Here is a 20,088-nt window from a genome sequence, read left to right on the forward strand (position 1 = left end):
TTTCGCCGCCACATGTTCCCCTCCGCCTAGATCTCCCGCAACCGCTCCATTTTGGAGCACCCATGCCCGCATCTCCGCGGCATGTGAACTCGCGGCTTGCAATCAGCTTGCACATAGCTAGCACTTGCATAGCGCAACGAATTGGGAATGATCTCGTCGGTCTGGGTCTCGATCAGCAGCCGCCGCCTCGTAGGTGGCTTTGCCGCTCAATGGCCCGAGCGGCCGTTGGCATCGGCGCGCTGGGGGAGTGGCAGCGCAGCCCGTCGAACCTTGTCACTACCGACTGCCATCACCTGCCGTACAGGGAGGTGCCCGATCTCGGACACCTCATCACGCTGCCTCACCGTGGCTTCCACTAGCTGTATGCAAGCAGTGTGCAAGGGACGGGTCTAATGCTGGAACCTACGGCTGCCGTCAGGTATGCGGTGATTGCATACTGCAAGCACTTCACTAGTGCTAGCACGAGGCATCGCACGCAAGGCCTTGACCATCCAACCCCGTGGTCATAGCCGTCACGCCGCAGGTACATCATGAGTGCCGCTGTACGACAGCCGGGCTCGATGAGGGTCGCTGGTGTGCCTCAAGCCGCCTCACCGAGATATTGCCATCGCGCCTCGGGATTGAGGGAGCCGTCGAGTACAAGACGTCGGGCGGATCGATGGTCGGCGAGGGTGCGCGTCCGGGGATAGCGGGGCCAGACACGTTCACCGGAAGAGGGAGCCGCAAAGAGCGGGCGGCTGGATGCTGCGGGCCGTCGGGGTCGCGATCGGGGGTTGGTGTGCATGGTGATGAGTTCTGCGTTCCACCAGGCCCAGACCTCGCGCTCCGCCTGATACCGGCGAGTACGGTCATCTAGGTAACCGAAGATGTCGAGGGTTCGTGCGGCCGTATCCCGGAGATCTCGTACGGCTCGTGCCCACCCGTTGACATGGGTCTTGATGAGCCGGTGGCGGCGGAGCCGGCTGAGGATCGTGGCGGTATGGCGGGTACTGACTCCGAGTAGGCGTGCTGCGCTGTCGACGGTGAGGGCGTCGTGCTGCCCGAGGGTGGCGTAGAGCCGGCCGGCGAGGTGTCCGAGGCCGCTGCGTGTGAACAGGTCGTGTCTCTGGTCGGTGAGTTCGTGCTCGAGGACGCTGACGAGTTCGGCGCGATGGGCGAAGAGTTCAGCGGGGGCGGCGGGGTTATGGAGTGGTTGTGACCGGACCGAGCTTCTGTCTGTGGAAAGTCGCCAGGTCACTCGCCATTCGGCGGCATTGCCGCCGTCGGTGGGGGAGACGCGGGTGATGAAGCCGGCGTCGGCGAGGACGCGGAGGGCGTCTGCTGCGGTGGTGCGGCCGAGGCCGGTCATGAGGGCGAGGTCGCGGATGGAGGCGGCGATGGTGCGCTTGCCGGTCTGGAGGGTGAGGTAGGTGAGGGCGGTGAGGATCGAGCGGCGGGAGGCGTCGGCTTCGCTGCGGCCCCATCGGCCAGGGGTGACGCGGAAGGAGGTGAGGATGGCGTCGACGTCGGCGACGATGGCCTGCAGCTCCGTGAGGTCCTGGGGTTCGCGGCGGGGGAGCGGGCGCTGGACGGCGGCGTACTGCTGGGCCTTGGCCCACTGCCGCTCGAGGCGTTCGGCGGCTTCCTGGCTGGTGCGGGCCTTGCGGGTGCCGCGGCCGGTGTTCTTGGTGCGGTAGTGCTCCATGCCGGGAGCGGTGCGGGCGGCGTGCTGGACGTCGGTCAGCGTCCAGCCGGCATTGGCGGCGGCGAGGAGGCACATGAAGCCGGTCCAGGAGGGGTTGCCACCTCCGCCGATGGTGGCCATGTGGGCGGTGCCGGCCTTGCTGAGGGGCCGGTGCGCCTGGTGCCGAGTGTCGACGGGTCCGGAGGGGGTGCTGTCGGCGGCGCGGGTGGCGGGCATGCGGTCGGTGAGTAGCGCGGTGAGCGCGTCGAGGTCGGCCGTCGTCGTCGACGGGGCCAGGAGTGCGGTGATGTCGCCGGTGAGAACGCGCGAGCTGGTGCCGTCGCGGTGGGGCGACAGCGGGGGACGGGCGGCGCCCTCGGCGGGGTTGCGGAGCATGCCGTGGTCGAGGGTGGAGAAGTTCGCGCGCGCGGCCGTGGCCAAGGCGCCGACCTGGGCCGCCTCGGCGCCGCCGTTGACGGCGATCCAGACGTGGCGGCCGCCGGCGCCGGAGGAGCGGCAGAGGACGTGTGGGATCGCGATCTCGTCGAGGGTGCGGGAGAGCACGGCCGCCTGGTCCTGGGCTTGCTCCATGAGCTCGGGGACGACGCCGGTGCTGTCCTTACCGTCGAAGTCGAAGCAGAGGAGCCTGTATCGGCCCGCGGAATCTGCGAGTCGGATGGCCCACGGCGTCATGGGCGCGTCCGGCCCGAGCGGGTGCAGGCGCGGGTAGCTGTTGCTGTCGAGGCGGCCGTAGGCGTCACGGATCATCGCGCGCACCTGGTCGCGTGGACTCAGGCGGCGCGTCAGTTCCCACGCGGAGTCGACGGACGGCGACACGCCGATGGTCGTCTCAGGTCGTGGTTCTGGCGCTTGCGGGCGCGATGAAGCTACTATGGCGACATCTCCTCTGGAGGTATGGCAGAGCCCCGGTTGGTAGCCGGTAGGTATGTGCTGGAGCTCGGACCCGTGGTTGGTAGCCGGTAGGTGGGTCAGAGCTACGAATCTTCGAGAGCCCGTCGTTGGTAGCGACGGGCTCTCATTCGTTAACTGGTCGTCGGGGTGGCCTCCTCGGAAGCGGTCGCGGGGGAGAGCACGGGCAGTGCTCCCAAGTCGGTACGCAGCTGTGCTGCGAGTCGCTCGAGGTAGAGCGACATCGAGAGGTTGCCGGAGGCTTCGGCGGCGGCCTGGAAGGCGGCCTCGGTCTCGGGCGCCAGTCGGATCTTGCGGGGGACGGCGATCTCGCCGGTGGGACGTCGGTTGCGTCGGGTGCCGGCGTGAATGCTCGTCATGTCGCAAGCCTGGCGACTAAGGGGTCCACTAAGTCGCAGGCGGGTGGCCGTGTCGCCGGATCCGTAGGCAGATTCCGTGGCGTGTACGGCGACAACCCGAAGCTCGTGGGTTATGCTCGCGGACATAGAGAGACCTCCTGTGAAGGCTGGTTGATCTGGATTAGCTCGAACCTCGGCGCCGGCAAGCAGTGAGGGTGAGAGCTACAACACGTGCAGGAGCCCGTCGCGGAAGCGGCGGGCTCCTTCGTTTTAGGCGACGTCCGCGATGGGCAGCTCCTGACGTGTGGGGATGACTGCGGGAGGGTTGGCGACGAGCTCGGGCATGCCGAGGTTCTGGGCGAGCAGTGCAGCGATGTAGTCGCTGACGCTCATGCCGCGCATGTCGGCTTGGGCCTTGACGGCCTCGCCGAGGGGCGCGGGGACCCGGGAGAGGAGCGCCTGACGGTCGCCCTTCGCGGGTCGTCCTCCGTGGTGTCGCTGTGCAGCCATGTCTCGGACAGTAGTGGTGGCCTGATTCAGAAACAGGTCACTTCGGCGGCGTGTCTGATCCGAGTCGCGCGACACGCGGCATCTCCGATGACACGCTGCGCGCGTCGACTGTGGCGAGCACGAGATCCTCATCCTCCCCGGTGCGCGGCGGACGGCGCAGCCGGAGCTCTCCGTCGATGCGGACGTCCGCGCCGGCGCGGAAGTCGAGCAGGACCGCGACGGCCAGTGATCCGCGGCAGATGACTTCGCAGCACGCCTGGGGAAGTGGCGACAAGTCCTGGCCGGCGGTGTCCGCGTAGGTGAAGGTCGCCGTGAGCGGGCCGCCCTCCGTGTCCGCGAGCATTGGCCCGTCGATGATCGTCCCGTGCATCCGAACCCGCATGGACCCTCCTCGTCTATTGGTACTTTATAGACCAGTAGATGCTAGGTGCGCACGACTTGGCCACACTCGCGAGGTGCCCAAACGCGTCGACCCGCCCCTGCCCGCCGAAGTCGGCATCAGCGTCGACGCCCTGGGCAGCCGCGTGCGAGTGGGTCTGATCCGCCACCTACTGGCTCATGGGCCGAAGACGCGCCCGGAGCTGGCGCGTGAGATGGAGCTGTCGAGCTCCATGGTCGCGAAGAACCTGGACGTGCTCGAGGAGCTCGGAGTCGTGACGCTGGACCCTCCGCGCTCGGAGCCGGACCGGAAGCCGCGCCGCTACGTCGTGCAGCAGGAGCGCGTCGACGAGATGCTGAAGGCCTTGACGATGGCGTTGACTGGCGCCCTCTAGGACGCCGAGTCCCGGAGGCACCGCCTAAGGGGCAGTGAAGCTCGTGCCGTTACCGAGCCGCCGGCGCCCAACACCCGCCCAGCAGTCGTAGTCGCGCGGCCGCAGCCACCGTCCCGCTCGCGCAACGCCACGCCCCTCGCCGCCGAGAGCCGCCGCCCGATGGTGGTCCGTGTACAACTTCATTCCTCCAGCCACACGAATCGCTAACGTGCCCCCGCCTGAGGGCGCGGCGTGCACCGCGCGTCACGTCTTCGGTGGACTGTCTGCGCGTTGTGCAGTCGTGCTGATGACCGTTGGGGGAGGAGTCGAGGGTGAGCGAAGCATCACGCGTACCGGCGGGGGAGGCCTTCGGGGCTGCATCCCGGGCGAGCGATTACGTCGAGGAAGACACCTCCCCACGGGTCGAAGCTGCCCCCTTGGAAACGCCGCCGACAACAGGCCCCCGTGGCGACTCCGGCGCTCCGAGATCGACAGAAGCTGGCGCTGGCGACCATCTGTCCCACGGCCCTATCGACCGATCCACGTCCGTGCTGTTCGGCGGCGTCGTGCCGGCCTCGACTCCGGCAGCTCCGCGTCGGGCGACGATGGGCCTCCGCGGGTTGCTGGCGGGACTGGGCCTGCCGGTAGCGCCAGGCGCACGCGAGGCAGCGCATGTAGCCGCGGCGGCGGACGGGGAAGAGCGACGCTCACGGGATGAGATGACGATCCGTCAGGCGACCTGGACCCGAGCGGTGTCAGTCTTGATCGGCAACCCGAAAGGCGGGACGGGCAAGACGCCGACAGCGCTCTTGCTCGGTGGCATCATCGCGTCGATCCGCGGAGGCTCGACGGCGATCGTCGAGTTCTCCGACGACCCTGGGGCCTTGAGCTACCGCGCCGAGGGCGCCCCGCGTCTTGGCGTGGGGGAGCTAGTGCGCGACGTGGACACGATCCGCACGGCGGGGCAGCTCACCGGGTACACGGCTCCGCAGACCTCGTTCGCGAACGTGATCGGATCCACGGGCCGGCGGGAGCGCCTGACAGGCGAGGCCGTCGTCGCGGTGTCGCGCGTCATTGACGAGTTCTACGGCATCCGCGTGATGGACACCGGGAACCAGCCGACCTCGTCGGCGTTCCGTGGTGCCGTGTCTGTCGCGGACGTCCTGGTGATCCCGGTGCTGAACGCCGGCGACTCGGTGTTGGAGGCGATCCAGCTCCTCGAGGAGCTGCGTGAGGACGGCGGCCACGCGACCGAGCTCGCACAGCGGGTGATCGCCATCCGGCTCACCGACGGCCGCCCTGAGAGCGATGTCGTCCGAGACGAGGTTGCGCGGCTCCTCCGCGAGGCGGGCGTGCAGGCGCTGTTCGAGATCCCATACGACGCGCACATCGCCGAGCGCGGCCAACTCACCCTGGGTTCGCTCGCGCCGTCCACCCGCGACGCTTTCGCGGCGGCCGCGGCGGCGGTCGTCCGCATCCTGCAGGAGGCCGTCGCCCCTGCATCCGACCTCACCCGGAAGGCCTGACCATGCGTCATCTCATCCTCGCTGCGCAGATCAAGAACCCGATCGACGGGATCGTGCCGGACTTCTCCTTCGGCGGGCAGCAGTTCACGGAGCTGTGGCAGAAGCTCATCGCGGCCATCTGGGCGATCGCGATCATCGTGGCGATCGTCTATCTGATCCGTGGTCTGGTAGCCATGGCGGGGGCCTCAGGGGACCTCAACCCGAATCCTCAGGCTCACGCTCAGGGCAAGGCGAAGGCGCTGGCGGCGTTCATCTCCCTTGTGGGGTTAGCTGCGCTTGCGGTCATCGTCGGGGTGACGCTGTCCCTCGCGGGCTGAGGCGGAGCCGCTGATGCCCCGCATGTACTCCTCGACCGGTCGGTCCCGTTGGCCCCTCCTCGTCGGCGGTCTCGTAGCAGTCTTGGGTCTTGGCGGGGGAGTGGCCTTCGCCCTCTCACACCACGACGCTCCTGCCGCGACCGTGCTTTCACCGACGCCCACGGACGGTCCGCCATCCAGCTCGGCTGCAGCTGACACTGGGGTCGGTGACGATGAGGACGGAGTTCCACCGACGGGTTGTCTCGGCGGCTTGGATCGTGACGCAGCCGTGGTCTTGACCGCGCAGAAGGAGGCGGCGCACACGCCCTATGGGGCAGTAGAGGCCGCGACGGCGTTCTACCGGTTCGTCTGGCAGAGCCCTGCCCCTCCGACGGAGGAGTTGAACTCAGTGAGTCAGGCAGTCATGGCGGATGACGCCAACCCGACGTTCCGAAATCTCGCCGGCTCCTACGCCAAAGTCCCGGACATCACGGGAGGCGTCGTATCAGCGGGACGCCCTTTCCACCTCTCCACGACCAACGGTGTCTGGATGATCGAGAGCAATGCCTCAGCTGATCGGGTGACCGTCGACATCGCGACGGGATACGTGATCGACGGCGCTCTGAGCCCGAGCAAAGTCGCCGCGATCGGCATGACCATGGTGTGGGAGCACGATGCATGGCACCTACTTGAAGGTGCTCAAGTCGATCAGGCCAAGGTGTCCAACGGAGCTATACGCTTCACGGGCGGATGCTGATGAACCTCGCATCGCCCCACCTGATGGACAGCGACGGCGTACCGTCATGCACAGCGAACTTCCTCATCTGCGGGGTCAAGGACGTCGCCGACGGGGTAACAGGCGCCGTGAACGGCACCGCGGATGCGGTGAGGACGGCGACCGGCATCGCTGACTTCTGGTCAGATCCCGCGGGCAACACTTACAAAATGCTCGTCGCGTCCGCGAAGAGCCTCACGAACGACGTCCTCCCGGCGCTGACGCACGCGACGTTGCCGGATGTGAGCGCGGACTGGTTCCTCAGGGCGTACGCCCTGTCCTTCGGACTCGCGATCTTCGTGCTCGTAGTGATCCTCGTCACCCAGTTCGTCGAGACGGCCCGCGGACGCATGTCGGGTCAGGAGCTCGCGGAGACGCTGACGCAGTACGGCCCGGCCTTTCTCATCGGCGGGATCTTCGGACCAGCCATGGCGTGGTTCATCGTCCAGTTCTTCGGCGCCCTCTCGGACGCTCTCATCCAGACGATGCTCTCCACGACGGAGGGCACGATCGCGGGCAAGTTCGCGACGATGATCGGGGATGAAGATGCGAGCGGCATCGTCGGAGGAGCCGTCGTCGGCACGATCCTCATGTTCTTCATGATCATCGCTCTCCTGCTGGCGCTGCTGGTCTTGATCGTGCAGCTCATCGGGCTCTACTTCTCCGGCGTGCTCTTCCCTCTGGGGTGGGTGTGGATCGTCGACGCGCGTAAGCGGAAGTTCGGGTCGAAGATCGCGTTCCTCTGGCTTGGAATCCTCGCCTCCCATCCGCTGCTGTTCTTCATGCTCGGCATCACGTTCTCCTTCGTCGGCGCGAACGTGGACGTGTTCTCGAGCTCGGCGAGCCTCGACAAGACAGTCACCCTCGTCGTGTCGATGCTGTCGCTCCTCATCTCGGGGCTGTCTCCGCTGTTGCTGTTCCGGTTCGCCCCGGTCCTGCCGATGGGCGGTGCCAGCGCGGACAGCGGTCCGAGCATCGGGTCGAAATCGATGCAAGAAGCTGACCAGCGCTACAGCGCTTCGGATGACGACGGCGACCTGGCATCCGATCAGACCAGTAGCTCGTACACCCCTGAGAAGACCAGCTCGCCCGAGGAGAACGATGGCTCTAGTGCGGGTGGGACCGAGGAGGAGTCGAGCTCGGCGCTGACCGACGCTGCCGCGGAACCCGCCGGAGCGGCCGGCGGCGGCGCCGCGGCCGCAGGCGCAGAGGGCGCCTCGGCGGCCGCTGCGGAAAAAGGCGCAGTCGCGGCTGGCGCTGCGGAGTCGTCCACGGGCGTCGGGGCCGTCGTCGGCGTACCGACGATGGTGGTGGCCGCCGCGGCGCTCGCGTTCGACAAGGCGCAGAGCGCAGCGAACGCCACCGCCGACATGGCCGCCGGTCCTGTCGAGGACCATGAGCAGCAGTACGGACGGGAGTCCACCGGTGGATGAGGGACGGAGGACGGCTCCGCACCTCCGGTGGGTCGGCGGCGAGGCCGGGCATCGGTCCTTCTTCGGAGGCACGCAGTCGCCGACCCGCGTCGTCGGGCTGGCCCTCTCCATCGGCGGGGCGATGCTGTGGCTGGTCCTGGGCGGTGGGGTTCCTGCCTTGATCGTCGGGCTGCTCGGGGTCGGCGGCACCATGTTGGTGACGCAGCGGACGCACAACGGCACGATCCAGGAGCGCCGCCGCAAGCGATCGCGCTGGGCGGCGCGCAGACGCTTGGGCACGGACACGTTCGTCCCCTTCACGCTGGCCAGGTGGGACCAGATCCAGGCTGCAGCGAAGAGCACGGACAGACGCGAACGGCGACGCGCGGAGGTCTCCGCGCGCCAGATGCGTGCCAATCCAGATGGATCTGACGGCATGGGGTGGCTCCAGCACGGCGCGAACGTGCCGGGCGTCGCCTGGCACGCGCCGGTCGGCGAAGAGTCGTACCTGTCCGTGGCGTTCTCCGTCTCCGGCCAGCTACGCGGGATGGAGACAGCCGGTGCGCTGCACAGGGCCGCGACCTCGTGGGGGAAGTTCCTGGCGCATTGCGCCGCCCCGGTGTCGCTCGTGCGTGGCGTGCAGACGCTGACGCGGGTGCTTCCTCCGGACACGGCGAAGCACGACATCTGGTACGACCGGATGCGCGAGCCCCGCGACGCGGCGGCGGGTTCGGAGGAGCTTGCTCTGTACGACGCGCAGCAGTCCTCCTACGCGGAGGTGCGGCGCCGGGCGGCGGCGGATGCGATGGTGCAGCGGCACTTCGTGGTGCTGTCCTGGCCGTTGACGCCGGCGTTCCTCGAGACCGCGGCCAAGTACGGTTCAGGTCGCGATGGCTGGCGTGAGCTCATGGCCGAGCAGATCGCCGCGTCGGCGCGGGATCTGCGGGAGGCCCGGATGGGGCAGGTCTCGCCCTTGACGGCGCGGCAGACGGCGGCGCTGATCATGCATCAGCAGAACCCGTCGATCCCGATCGACATGCGCTCGAGCAGGCACATCACACCGCTCGCCGTAGGCATCGGTTCCCACGACGAGTACTCCGCTCACGTCGTCGATCGCGGCTATGACCCGACGGTGCTTCGTGAGGAGGATCCGGTCGAGGCGGCACCCGCGGTGACCTGGTGGCATCGGACCGCTGCCATCCATGGCGAGGATCTGGCCAGTGCCGGTCGGTCGCCGCTGTGGACCTTGGACCTCATGATCGGGCGCGAGCTGGGCTTCATCCGCTCGGTCTCCTTCCATCTGGACCTGGTGCCGGCGTCGGAGGCGAAGGCGGCCGCACGGCAGGACGTCGTGCGCGATGCGGCGGGCCTGTACGCGCAGAGGAAGAAGGGTGTATTGGTGTCGGACGAGTCCGAGGGTCTCCTCTCAGCGGCGGAACGGCGTCGACGGGATCTGGCGGCGGGGTCGCATCATCACGGGGTCGCGTGGATCGGATACGTCACCATCACGGCGCCGACGCGGGAGGAGCTGGCACAGGCGTCGCGGCGGTTGCAGAGCGTGTGCGACACGGGGTTGGGCATCGATCGCCTCGACTGGCAGGACTCCTTCCAGGCGGCGGCCTCCGGCACGACCTGGCCGATCGGCCGGGGGCTACGCCCGCACCGTTCGACGGCGGGCGCGCGGCTCATGTCCGTACTCGCAGGTCGCGGCGACAAGGAGGCCCTTTCATGAGCAGCACCACGAACACCCCCTCGACACCGCCCTGGTACGCGAACGTCCCCGGATTGCGCTTCCTCGCCCCGCCCACGATTGCGCGTGATACTGACGCCTCCACCCCGGGGTCCTCGGACGCCGGCATCGAGGTCGCGCCTTTCGACCTGCCTGGCGGGCAGCTGAGGCTCTCGCCCCGAGCGGCGAGTGGAGGCTGGTACGCCCCGCGTCTGACGGGGTCGCCGACGACGACGAAGCAGGCGGAGATCCTCAACACCGCAGTCATCGGCAACCCCACGGGGGACGAGGGCGTCGTCAACGGCCGGGACAACCTCTCGCAGTCGATGATCTCCTTCGACGCCCCGACGGCATACAACACGGCGCCGGAGCGGCTCATCTCCTCGCCGAACGTGATCGTCCTCGGCACGGTCGGCTACGGGAAGTCGTCGCTGACGAAGACCGTGGGTGTCGCCCGTCCGTTGGGGCTCGCGCATCGCCGAGCGGTCGTGTTCGACAAGAAGGACGAGGGCGGCGCCGGCGAGTACACGGGCATGGCGCACCACCTCGGCGCGGAACCGCTGCGCTTCGACCCGGCCGGGGGAGGGGTGCGCCTCAACCTGCTGGATCCGCTCATCATGCGGGGGTCGGGGCTGCAGGGGCAGATGGAGCTCATCAACGCTGTGGCGCGCATCGCGCGGAACGACGTGGCGGCGACGGAGTGGGAGGAGAAGGCGACCCGCTTCGCGCTGCGGCAGATGTACGCCGACCACGAGACGTCGACCCGGTCGTTCACGACGACGGACCTCATGCCGCACCTCGGCACGGTGCCGGCCGACGAGGGCCTGACCGGTGCCTCGGGTGAGCGCTTCCATCAGGCGGGTCTGTCGATCCGGTTCGGGTTGGAGAACCTGCTCGAGACGTATGCCGGTGTCTTCGATGGCGAGACGTCGGCGCAGGTGGACCTCGCGGGCAAGCTCACCGTGTTCGACGTCTCGCAGCTGCCCGATGCCGGTCCGGCCATCCCCACCGTCATGGCCGTAGGGCACCAGTGGCTGCTCGGGCGGCTGCTCCGCGAGAGGGGCTTCATCACGAACGTGGTCTACGAGGAGGGCTGGCACATGATCGGCGGCCCGTCGGCGCGCCTGGTGAAGTCGAACCAGAAGCTCTCCCGGGCGCTGGGGATCTCGAACTGGTTCGTCATGCACAAGGGCACCGACATCCCCAAGGAGTCCGAGGGCTACACGGTGATCCAGGAGGCCCAGACGATCTACGCCTACCGGCAGGACCGCCCCGAGGACGCGCGGTGGGTGCAGGAGACCTTCAACCTCGCACCGGACACCGCGGACCTGCTCATGAATCTCCGTCCCGGGCACTGCATCTTCAAGTACGGCTCGAACCCCGAGACGCACATGCGCCACCTCCGCTCGCGATGGGAGGCCGCGGTCACGAACACGGACACCGGCATGGCCGGCACCGGCGCCGAGCCCCACGATGACGCCGAGGCGTGAGCGGGAGCCCTCATGAGCAAGGGCTTGATGCTCGTGCTGACGTGCATCCTCATCGTCGTGTTCGGCGGTGTCGTGCTGATCACCGGAGGCGGGACAGCGCAGGGCGCGTGCGTTAGCACCGCGGATCCCGAGGCGGCGTCAGCTCATGACGCTGTCGCCGGGTACTCCGGTGACCAGCTCGCGAACGCTGCGGCGATCATGAACGCGGGGGCTGCGCTGGGCGTCGACGCACAGGGGCAGGCCTTGGGCGTCATGACGGCGATGGGGGAGTCGTCGCTGACGAACATCGATCACGGCGACGTCGTCGGTCCGGACTCGCGCGGCCTGTTCCAGCAACGGGACACCTGGGGCACCCTCGCGCAGCGAATCGACCCGCGGCAGGCGGCCACGTTCTTCTTCCAACGCCTCCTGCGGGTGCCGAACTGGCGCACGCTGACTCCGACGGCGGCCGCGCACGCGGTTCAGCGCAACGCCGACCCGGACCACTACGCCCCGTACTTCCCTGCGGCGACGGCGGTGGTCCGAGCGCTGAGCGGCGGGTCCTCTGCGTGCACCGCGGGTGTCTCCGGAGATACCCGAGCGCTGGCGGCGCACATCATGGATCTCACCGCCCAGGGCAAAGTGACCTGGTTGTCGGCGACGCATCGTTCGGAGGTGCAGGCGATCGCCGACGGGCAGGTGATGCCGAACTGCGGCGTTGACACGCGCATCCTGCAGGTCATCACCGTGGCGACGCGGACGTTCTCCTCCGTCGGGGTCTCCGACGTGAATCGGCTCTGCAGCGGTGAGCGGCCCGGCGCCGGCGACGCGTCCGCGCACGTCGTAAACGGGGGTGGCCACGCTGTCGATTTCTATGCCTTCGATGGCACTCCGACCACGGGTGCCGATGCGAACGCGATCAAGCTGCTCCGCACGCTCGGGCCGATCATGGCCGACGGCTCCGGCACTGGCCAATCGCAGTGCCGCGCGGCGGCCGATGACGCGCTCGACCTGCCGATGGCGCAGTTCCCGGACACCTGCAACCACGTCCACGTGCAGGTCGACCCGTGGGGTGATGAGCCGATGAAGCTCGCGGCATCTGGAACCTCGTGATGGCCGGCGCAGAGCACAGACAGAGGGACTGCCCGTGAACGGGATGACGCGTGCGAACGCGCTGACGGGGGCACTCATCGGGATGCTCCTCGGTGCTGTATTCCTCGGTGTCCACATCGGCGCGGAGCTCGCCGGGATCGGGGAGGCGTACTCGTGGAACGCAGCGCAGCTCGGGATCGAGTTCATCCGTGGTGCTCCGTGGCCAGGTACGGCGGCCACCATCGCGACCATCGTATTCGTCGTCTTCGCTCTGGCGGGGTTCACGGCCGTTTTGATGTGGTCGGCGCGACGAACGGCGCGACGGCGTAACAAGGCGTCGATCAAGCTGATGTCCGCGACGCCCGAGAACGCGATCCTGCGCCGACGTGCGCGGTCTGCAGAGGCCCGGCGGCTGCACCCGACGGCACCGCACGTAGGACCTGGGCAAAAGGTGGCCCGCCTCATCGGTACTCGGACATGGATCTACCAGGGCTGGGAGGAGACGGGCGTGTACCTGTTCGGGACCCGTCGAGGGAAGACATCGGGCGTCGTCGTCCGCCATGTCGTCGAGGCGCCCGGGGCGGTGATCATGACGTCCAACAAGGTCGACGGCGTGGGGCAGGTCCTGCGTGGTCGCCGCGGGCGCGGCCAGGCGTACGTCTTCGACCCGAACCGGATCTACCGGCACGAGGCGGGTCCCGACTTCGTGTTCAACCCGCTTGAGTACGTGGCCTCAACGGAGGACGCGCGCGAGCTCGCGGAGATCTTCGAGGCATCGACGCGAAAGGAGGGCGACCGCGGAGGGGATCCGCAGTTCGACGAGCCGGGCCGCGACATGCTCGCCTACTTCCTCCTCGCGGCCGCGCTCGATGAGCTGCCGCTGTCCAGGGTGTATCGGTGGATCACGAAGCAGGATGCCGACGCAGTGGTGGAGATCCTCAACCGCCACGGGAAGCGAGGGCCGGCGGAGACACTGCTGGGCATCGAGAAGTGGGCCGACCGGACGCGTCAGAGCGTCTACGCGACATCGCAGCGCATGGCCGGCGCGCTCGCGTACGACGAGCTGCTCGAGTGGACGTCCGCGAACGGGGTGCGCCGGTTCGACGTCGATGCCTTTGTGCGCTCCGAGGACGTGCTAGTGCTGCTCTCTAAAGACGGCGTCGGGTCCGCCGGTGCCATCCTGACGTCACTGGTCCGCGCCGTCTGCAAGACCGGCGAGCGGGTCGCCCAGCGCTCAGGCGGCCGGCTCCCAGTCCCGCTGGTGATCGAGCTCGACGAGTGCGCCAACATCGTGCGGTGGCCGGCGCTACCTTTCGTCTACTCGTTCTACGGCTCGCTGGGCATGCCGATCAACACCTATTTCCAGTCGAAGGACCAGGCGGTCGAAGCGTTCGGGCAGAACGGGTGGGGAGCGATCTGGGGTGCCGCGGTGACCCGCGTCTTCGGAGGCGGCGCGATGGATCCGGACTTCCTGCGCGGCCTGTCGAGTCTGATCGGGGAGCGCGACGAGGTGACGTACAGCGGATCCATGCAGGACACGGGTGGGTCGTCGACGTCAACGAGCACCAGGCGGATCCCGATCCTCTCGGTCGATGACCTGGCCAATCTGCCTCTGTGGCGGGCGGTGGTGTTCAACTCGAACACCCGGCCGGTGATCGTGGACGCGTTGCCGTGGTTCCGCGACACTCGCATGCGGTCGCTGATCACGGGCCGCTCTCGCACGTCGACGACGGCTGCTTGCAGTCTGCTAGCTGACTGCAAGGCGGATGACGAGTGACCGACCACGGCGACTCCCGCGTCCACGCACCGCAATCGCCACCAAACGAGGCGACGCCCCCAGAGCCCTCAGGAACGCCGCGATTAGACGATCTGTTCGTGGACTGGGTGATCGAGCACTGCTCGATCGTCGAGTACGTGTGGAGCGAGAAGCGCCCAGCATGGTGCCCGCAGTGGTGGAAGCACCCGGAAGCCGTCGAGCGCCTGTTCGCGCTGTGGACGGCCCGCACGCAGGCATATGCCAACGACGACGACCTCGCGGCTGTCTCGTCCTGGTGGGTCTACCACTGGGACCACCACGCGCCGATCCTGTTCGACTCGCGCACGGGGCCCTTCCGCAACTGCGATAGGGCGCTCGGGCACCTGCACGACTTCGACGGCAGACGAACACCAGCGGTCGATGCCGAACGGCCGCCGGCTGGCTGGCAACGCTCGGTGCAGGCGCCGTAGACCGCTCCAAATCGTGGCCGACATCGAGCGCTGGCACCGCTCGCTCTGCACGACACTGGCGACATGGATCTCCGTATCGTCCTCGTCATCCTCACTGTCCTCGGCTTTATACTGACCACCGGCGGTCTCCTCGGAGCGGCTATTCAAGCTCGTCGTGTGCTCAAGCTGGAGGCAGTCCGCATCGACTGCTTCCATGCGCTCGGTGAAGCTGAAAAAGCAGAGCGCGAGGGCGCCCAAGATGAGACTGATGCAGAGTACGACGAAACGATCGAAAAGTGGGAAGCGGCCTACCGTGTACACGGGCTCCTGCGTCCGTCATATGACAACATGAACGCGGCGCCCCTTTTCGAAGCTGAACGCGTCGTCCGTCTTGTGCTCGGCTCGACCACTATGGGCACCTTAGTTGCCCTGTCCGGCCTCCTCGTGGGGACTACCGCGAGCGTCTGGTCACTGTGGATCTGATCGCTCCGCTGCACGTCTCCGTTTCGGTAGGCTTCTGACGTGAACCTCGACTGGCTGTATGGCCCCCGCGCTCGACCAGCAACAGGACCCACCTACGAGATCGGCAGATATGAATTTCGGTCGGCCGAGATCGACATTGAGGCCGTATACGAGGCCTTGGCACTAGTACCGCGTGAGGGGTATAGCGGAGAGGAAAAGTTTAGCGTCCAGACGCCGACGTCCTTCCGAAGTTTTGGCCGCAAGTCGGTAGGCGACCTAGGGCTAAGCGATCGGCAGAACCTCCACGCGGGCTTCTACTTGCAGAAGCAAGTGCCAGATGGTGAGCCGGTCCGGGAGGTCCTAAGCGTCAGTATCAAGTTCGATGCGGGCAAGGCCCCGTCGGTTACGGTTAATCGCAACGACCCGACCGTCATGGGCGACTACGGTCGCGAAGATCAAGTCCTTGCCATGTCCATCATCGGCACGTTGCTCAAGGACGGGCGGCTACTCATACCTTGGTGGCAGCACGCCAGGTATCTGATCGCACTTCCGGTCCTACTCGTCCTGATCTGCTGGTTGGTGCTGCTCAACTCCTACGAGTTCCTTCCCGCCGCCGTCGTGCTCGGGTGGACACTCCTCGGCACGTTTGTCGCGGGGTCGGTCGCCGTAGCGCGCTACGTCACCAGGAAAAACCGAGATAAATGGCCGGGGATGCGAGTCCGAGGAGAGTCGAGGAAAGAAACTCACATTCGGCGAGCGGACTCTCGCCAAAACGTCAAAGTGGCTACCATCACGGCTCTCATCACAGCCGCCCTGGCTGTCATCACGGGCATCGTCATTTGGAGCGTGACCGGCTCCTCCTAGCCATTTTTTTAGGAGCGGCGCACACTGGGGCTTCGAGTAGCAGTCCACGTTCACGATCTAGCTCACCATGCGACGAAGCCCTCGAGGACCTAGACAGTCGTCGGGGGCTTCTGTCGCGCGGCGGCTACTCGTCGGCGAACTCCAATAGCGCGCATCCGCGTGGGGCCTCGTCGGGGCGACGGCGCTAGAACTCGCGGCCGTCATCCCCTCGGGCACCATCTTTGTCACGGGACGGGTACTCCGGGTCGATGGTGTCGCAGCTCTTTGCGCGGGCGATGAGGCCGGCCCTCCGGAGCTGCTCAAGGCGGGCTTCGGCCTCGACCCGCTTCTGCTCGCGGAGCCTGTCGGCAAGTGTGAGCGGCGCCGCTGCGGCCCGCTGCCGGAGCGCAGTCGCCTTGTGGAGGTCCGTCACGCGGCTCTGCAGCTCGGCACCGAGCGTCTTCTCGCGGCATGCGACGGGCACCGCGTCGAGCTCCCTCTCGTCGATGCCGTACCGGCGCCGGAACAGGTCGACCTCTGCCGCAAGGCGGGTCCAGTCCGCGCGCCGCTCGTCCTCGGGCACGGCGCCGAGATCCTTTGCCCATGCCGGCTGTTCAGCGGCGAGGGTGTCGCCGCGCTCCTCGAGGCGGGCGGCGAGGTAGTCGTACCGTTCGGCGAGGTGTGCCCGCCACGCAGGGTCGGTGTGCCGGGAGTGGATGGGTGCGCGATCGGCGATCCAGGTTGGCACGGCTTCCTCGCGCGGCTCCGGCGGGAAGGCGTTGGTGTAGGCGCGCACGTCGACGTCGACGCGGGAGGCGAGCACGGCCGGCTTGTTGCGGGCGTTGTCGAGCGTGTCCTTCTCCCACGCCTGGTACAGGGCGTCGACCGGGTCGTAGCCGCCGCGCTCGGCGCGGCGGAGGGCGGATTCGAGTGCGCCCCACGCCTCGTCGGCGAGGAGCTCGCGAGCGATGCGGCGGCCGACGGCCTGCCGGGCGATGCGCTCGAACCGGGTGGCGTCGGCGCGCTCGGCGACGTCCTGGTACTGGTCGACCAGCGTGACGAGATCTCCGACGCGGGTCTGCTCGGCACGGATGGTCTCATGCGCGCTGAGCATGCCGTTGGAGTTGTTGGCAATCTGCTCGAGGACGTCGCCCATCGTCTGCGCGTCGTTCGCCTCAACGTAGAGGCGGTTCGACTCCTTGCCCCGGGTCATGGCCACGTAGGCCATGGCGCGTGTCGTAGAGCTGTCGGCGAGGACGTGGGAGGTGTCCGCGGTGAGGCCCTGGGCGCGGTGGACGGTGGCGGCGTAGCCGAGCTCGACGCTGCTGGCGACGTATTCGGCCGGCAGGACGACGCGTCCGCCGTGGCCGAGGTGGGTCACGGCGAGGGATCCGTCGCGGAGGACCTGGTCGACGCTCCACCGGTCGCCGTTCTTCACGCGGTCGCGGCCGCGATCGGTGCGGAGCTCGTGGGAGTTGACGCGGCTGACGATGAGGTCGCCCCTGTGCGCGCTGAGTCCGTCGCGGAGGTGGGCTCTGGCGCGGCCGGTGACGGTGCCGTCGCTCATGCGGAACGCCTGTGCGCGGCCGTTGAGCTCGGCCACGGTCTCGTTCCGTTGTGCGAGCATCACGGACTGCTTGCCGGCGAGGACGTCGTCCTGCCAGGCGCCGAACACGGCGCCGGTCATCAGGTCGACGTCGCCGGCGATGATGCGGCCTTGGCCGAGGTACCAGGCGAACGGGTTACCGGCCTGCAGGGGATCTCGCAGTCGCTCCGAGGCTGCCGCCTCGGCGGTGTTCGTGCTGCCGTCGGGGTTCCGGAAGCGGTGGATGGTGTCGAGCTTGATGGACCCGACATCGCGCTCGAGGAGGCGGAGTGCGCCGCCGGCTTCGACGGCGGCGAGCTGGCGGTCGTCGCCGATGAGCCGGACGTGGGCGCCGTGGAGTTCGGCGGCACGGACGACCTTGGCGAGGTTGACGGTGCCGGCCATGCCGGCCTCGTCGACGACGATCACGTCTCCGGGGGAGAGGTCGACGCCCTCGATCGGGCCCTCGTGTCGGTTGAGCTCAGCGAGCGACCCGAGACCGTAGGTGAACGAGTGGATGGTGTGGGCGGAGACCTCGAGCGCGTCGGCTATGACCTGCGCGGCGGCGGCCGACGGGGCGAGCGCGACGAGCCGGCCGCCCTCGGCCTCGACTGCGCGCGCGGTGATGCGGAGTGCCGTGGTCTTGCCGGTGCCGGCAGGGCCGGATCCGACGAGCAGGCGGGTGCTGGATGTCGCGAACTCCCCGGCGAGGGCGAGCTGTCCGGCGTCGAGCTTGTGTGCGCTGCTGGCCTGTTCCTCCTCGGCAATGCGGTCGAAGGTGTCGCGGCTGACGGGTCGGACGGTGCGGTCGCGGGCGGCGTCCAGCAGCAGGTCTTCCGCCTCGAGGACGGTGCTCGAGGTGAAGAGCTGCCGGCCCTTGTGCTCGTAGATACTGGTGCCGTCGCGGCGCGTGAGCGGGGCGAATGCGCCGTGCGGGCCGTCCGGGGTGAGGGCGAGGGAGTCCGTGCCGAGCGCGCGGCGGGTGATGGCCTCCGCGGCGTCCTCAGGGACGTCGATGCCGGCGATGCGCGCGCCCTGGATGTAGCGGCGTGCCTCGGCCTCGATCATGTGCGGGCCCCAGACGGGGTGGTACTCGGACACCGCCTCCACGACCTGCCTGGCTGCCTCGTCGACATCGAGCGCCTCCGGGTCTCGGGCGGTCTCGGCGCGGTCCTTCGCGGCCGCCCGTGCGCTCGCGAGAAGGCCCCGTACCGTGCGCCTCCCGACAGCCTCGGTCGCTCGTGCGCGCCACGCGTCGCGGAGCGCGGCGAGGGATCGGCCGCTGTCCTTCATGGGGCGGGTGTCGAGGGTCGCCTGTTGCGCGAGCTTGATGCGGGCCGCCTGGTTGGGGGTGCGCGCGTGCTCGGCGGTGTACTCCCGCTCGAGCTTGGCGAGCTGCTTGCGGATGTCGGTCGAGCGGGTCGAGAAGCCTACGAGGAGGCCCTGATCGATGCCCGCGATCTCGACCACGGGTCGCTTGCCGGCGGTTACGACGCGGTGCTCGGTGGTGACGCCGAGGGCGTCACAAACCCGCTCCATCACGCGCGAGTTGTAGAACTCGGATGCGGCCACGCCCTGGCGGTGGAGGAGCTTGGAGTCGATGGTGCGCCACTTGCCGTCGGAGCCCTTGACCTTGTTCGCGACGACGAGGTGGTCGTGCAGCTGCGGGTCGCCGGTGCGGGAGTCGTAGTGCCGGAACCGGGTCGCGATGATCCCGCCGTCGACGTCGATCTGCGCGACGCCGTTGCGGCCGGCGCGCGTGGCAAGGGCCTCGCGCTCGAGGTACTTCACCGTGTCGGCGATGGCGTCTTCGTGGGCCTGCTCGATCGCGCGGCGGGTCTCGTCGTCGCCGAGGCCCCACAGCGTGGAGACGCTCTTGGCGGGGGAGAACACGAGGTCGAAGCCGGCCACGGCCTGCTGCGTCGGACGCGACGCGGCGGTGATGTACCGGCCGAGCTCCTCCGCATCCGCGGGCTCGCGGCCCTTCGCGGCCCGGAACGCCCGCGCGCCCTCGCGGGCGCGGATGGCGCGGCGCTCGGCGGCGTCGGGCTCGCGGTGGTTCATGCGCTCGAAGCGGGCGTATCCCTCGTCGATCTTCTCGCGGAGGTCGCTACCGCCGGCGCCATAGGCGTAGTACGCGCGGCCGAGCTTGGCTGCCGCGGTCGCCTCGTCCACGCTCGCGCCGGCGGCCTGCGCTTCGGCGATGATGCGCTCCGCGTCAGGGTGCAGTCCCTCGCCGTAAAGCGCCTTCATCTGCTCATCGGTGACCGCGCCCGAGACGCCCAGCGCGTCGAGCCCAGAGCCCATCCAGACGCCGGGAGGGTTGCCCTCCGCGGTGTAGTAGTCGCCGAGCTCACGGCCCGCTTCCCGGGGCACATCACCGGTCGCGATTTCGCTCGTGTAGTACGCATACCCGTCCCCCGCGGAAAGGATGTGCATCGTCATCACGCGCAGGACGGTACCTCGTTGATCACTGATGCCAGAGGTGTGATGCACAGGGG

General features: G+C 68.3%; 17 protein-coding genes. 12 read left to right on the forward strand and 5 right to left on the reverse strand.

Translation table 11 applies throughout. From position 1 onward, the window contains the following. Window positions 1–580: 580 nt before the first annotated feature. The 4 genes from FGI33_RS15280 to FGI33_RS15295 all read right to left on the reverse strand — a co-directional run bounded on the left by FGI33_RS15280 (window position 581) and on the right by FGI33_RS15295 (window position 3,823). The gene (locus tag FGI33_RS15280; protein WP_237582506.1) at window positions 581–2,500 is read right to left on the reverse strand and encodes a hypothetical protein; all 1,920 of its coding nucleotides are present in this window, start codon (window positions 2,498–2,500) and stop codon (window positions 581–583) included. 206 nt (window positions 2,501–2,706) lie between these two features. After that, window positions 2,707–2,952, reverse strand: coding sequence for a hypothetical protein (locus FGI33_RS15285; RefSeq protein WP_237582507.1), 246 nt, complete (start codon window positions 2,950–2,952; stop codon window positions 2,707–2,709). Between the two features lie 249 nt (window positions 2,953–3,201). Next, window positions 3,202–3,441 carry a hypothetical protein gene (locus FGI33_RS15290; protein ID WP_043588201.1) on the reverse strand — a complete coding sequence of 80 codons (240 nt, stop codon included), beginning with the start codon at window positions 3,439–3,441 and terminating at the stop codon, window positions 3,202–3,204. 37 nt (window positions 3,442–3,478) lie between these two features. After that, window positions 3,479–3,823, reverse strand: a complete 345-nt coding sequence (locus FGI33_RS15295; protein WP_237582508.1) for a hypothetical protein — start codon at window positions 3,821–3,823, stop codon at window positions 3,479–3,481. Window positions 3,824–3,896: 73 nt separating this feature from the next. On the opposite strand from FGI33_RS15295, the gene FGI33_RS15300 reads away from it, so the two are divergent. The 12 genes from FGI33_RS15300 to FGI33_RS15355 all read left to right on the forward strand — a co-directional run bounded on the left by FGI33_RS15300 (window position 3,897) and on the right by FGI33_RS15355 (window position 16,023). Further along, window positions 3,897–4,214 carry an ArsR/SmtB family transcription factor gene (locus FGI33_RS15300; protein ID WP_237582509.1) on the forward strand — a complete coding sequence of 106 codons (318 nt, stop codon included), beginning with the start codon at window positions 3,897–3,899 and terminating at the stop codon, window positions 4,212–4,214. A gap of 698 nt (window positions 4,215–4,912) precedes the next feature. Then, window positions 4,913–5,719, forward strand: a complete 807-nt coding sequence (locus FGI33_RS15305; protein ID WP_237582510.1) for a ParA family protein — start codon at window positions 4,913–4,915, stop codon at window positions 5,717–5,719. A gap of 2 nt (window positions 5,720–5,721) precedes the next feature. Then, complete coding sequence (locus FGI33_RS15310) at window positions 5,722–6,036, forward strand: hypothetical protein (RefSeq protein ID WP_237582511.1); 315 nt, start codon at window positions 5,722–5,724, stop codon at window positions 6,034–6,036. Between the two features lie 274 nt (window positions 6,037–6,310). After that, window positions 6,311–6,772, forward strand: a complete 462-nt coding sequence (locus FGI33_RS15315; protein WP_237582512.1) for a hypothetical protein — start codon at window positions 6,311–6,313, stop codon at window positions 6,770–6,772. Next, entirely contained in the window at window positions 6,766–8,223 is a 1,458-nt protein-coding gene (locus FGI33_RS15320; protein ID WP_237582513.1) for a hypothetical protein, read from the forward strand. Before FGI33_RS15315 ends, FGI33_RS15320 begins: the two co-directional genes overlap by 7 nt. A 121-nt stretch (window positions 8,224–8,344) precedes the next feature. Further along, window positions 8,345–9,934 carry a hypothetical protein gene (locus FGI33_RS15325; RefSeq protein WP_237582515.1) on the forward strand — a complete coding sequence of 530 codons (1,590 nt, stop codon included), beginning with the start codon at window positions 8,345–8,347 and terminating at the stop codon, window positions 9,932–9,934. Beyond that, complete coding sequence (locus FGI33_RS15330) at window positions 9,931–11,421, forward strand: ATP/GTP-binding protein (RefSeq protein WP_237582516.1); 1,491 nt, start codon at window positions 9,931–9,933, stop codon at window positions 11,419–11,421. The genes FGI33_RS15325 and FGI33_RS15330 overlap by 4 nt, the downstream gene beginning before the upstream one ends. A gap of 12 nt (window positions 11,422–11,433) precedes the next feature. Then, window positions 11,434–12,513, forward strand: a complete 1,080-nt coding sequence (locus tag FGI33_RS15335; RefSeq protein WP_237582519.1) for a hypothetical protein — start codon at window positions 11,434–11,436, stop codon at window positions 12,511–12,513. 43 nt (window positions 12,514–12,556) lie between these two features. Beyond that, window positions 12,557–14,269: a type IV secretory system conjugative DNA transfer family protein gene (locus FGI33_RS15340; protein ID WP_237582618.1), complete on the forward strand. Its 1,713-nt coding sequence runs from the start codon at window positions 12,557–12,559 to the stop codon at window positions 14,267–14,269. Between the two features lie 98 nt (window positions 14,270–14,367). Then, window positions 14,368–14,718 (forward strand): DUF4913 domain-containing protein, encoded by a 351-nt coding sequence (locus FGI33_RS15345; protein WP_237582521.1) that lies wholly within the window; start codon window positions 14,368–14,370, stop codon window positions 14,716–14,718. Between the two features lie 63 nt (window positions 14,719–14,781). Then, on the forward strand, window positions 14,782–15,180 hold the full coding sequence (locus FGI33_RS15350; RefSeq protein WP_237582522.1) for a hypothetical protein: 399 nt from the start codon (window positions 14,782–14,784) through the stop codon (window positions 15,178–15,180). 39 nt (window positions 15,181–15,219) lie between these two features. Further along, window positions 15,220–16,023, forward strand: a complete 804-nt coding sequence (locus tag FGI33_RS15355; protein ID WP_237582523.1) for a hypothetical protein — start codon at window positions 15,220–15,222, stop codon at window positions 16,021–16,023. A gap of 184 nt (window positions 16,024–16,207) precedes the next feature. Here FGI33_RS15355 and mobF read toward each other — a convergent pair whose 3' ends face one another. Then, entirely contained in the window at window positions 16,208–20,032 is a 3,825-nt protein-coding gene (mobF, locus tag FGI33_RS15360; protein ID WP_337249986.1) for a MobF family relaxase, read from the reverse strand. Window positions 20,033–20,088: the final 56 nt, after the last annotated feature.

Source organism: Clavibacter phaseoli (assembly GCF_021922925.1).
Taxonomy (GTDB): domain Bacteria; phylum Actinomycetota; class Actinomycetes; order Actinomycetales; family Microbacteriaceae; genus Clavibacter; species Clavibacter phaseoli.

What these genes read in the sequence shown, in the direction of transcription:
- FGI33_RS15285 (WP_237582507.1), bottom strand. Translation starts at nt 2,952, where the DNA reads ATGACGAGCATTCACGCCGGCACCCGACGCAACCGACGTCCCACCGGC.
- FGI33_RS15290 (WP_043588201.1), bottom strand. Translation starts at nt 3,441, where the DNA reads ATGGCTGCACAGCGACACCACGGAGGACGACCCGCGAAGGGCGACCGT.
- FGI33_RS15295 (WP_237582508.1), bottom strand. Translation starts at nt 3,823, where the DNA reads ATGCGGGTTCGGATGCACGGGACGATCATCGACGGGCCAATGCTCGCG.
- FGI33_RS15305 (WP_237582510.1), top strand. Translation starts at nt 4,913, where the DNA reads ATGACGATCCGTCAGGCGACCTGGACCCGAGCGGTGTCAGTCTTGATC.
- FGI33_RS15310 (WP_237582511.1), top strand. Translation starts at nt 5,722, where the DNA reads ATGCGTCATCTCATCCTCGCTGCGCAGATCAAGAACCCGATCGACGGG.
- FGI33_RS15320 (WP_237582513.1), top strand. Translation starts at nt 6,766, where the DNA reads ATGCTGATGAACCTCGCATCGCCCCACCTGATGGACAGCGACGGCGTA.
- FGI33_RS15325 (WP_237582515.1), top strand. Translation starts at nt 8,345, where the DNA reads ATGCTGTGGCTGGTCCTGGGCGGTGGGGTTCCTGCCTTGATCGTCGGG.
- FGI33_RS15330 (WP_237582516.1), top strand. Translation starts at nt 9,931, where the DNA reads ATGAGCAGCACCACGAACACCCCCTCGACACCGCCCTGGTACGCGAAC.
- FGI33_RS15335 (WP_237582519.1), top strand. Translation starts at nt 11,434, where the DNA reads ATGAGCAAGGGCTTGATGCTCGTGCTGACGTGCATCCTCATCGTCGTG.
- FGI33_RS15340 (WP_237582618.1), top strand. Translation starts at nt 12,557, where the DNA reads ATGACGCGTGCGAACGCGCTGACGGGGGCACTCATCGGGATGCTCCTC.
- FGI33_RS15350 (WP_237582522.1), top strand. Translation starts at nt 14,782, where the DNA reads ATGGATCTCCGTATCGTCCTCGTCATCCTCACTGTCCTCGGCTTTATA.
- mobF (WP_337249986.1), bottom strand. Translation starts at nt 20,032, where the DNA reads ATGACGATGCACATCCTTTCCGCGGGGGACGGGTATGCGTACTACACG.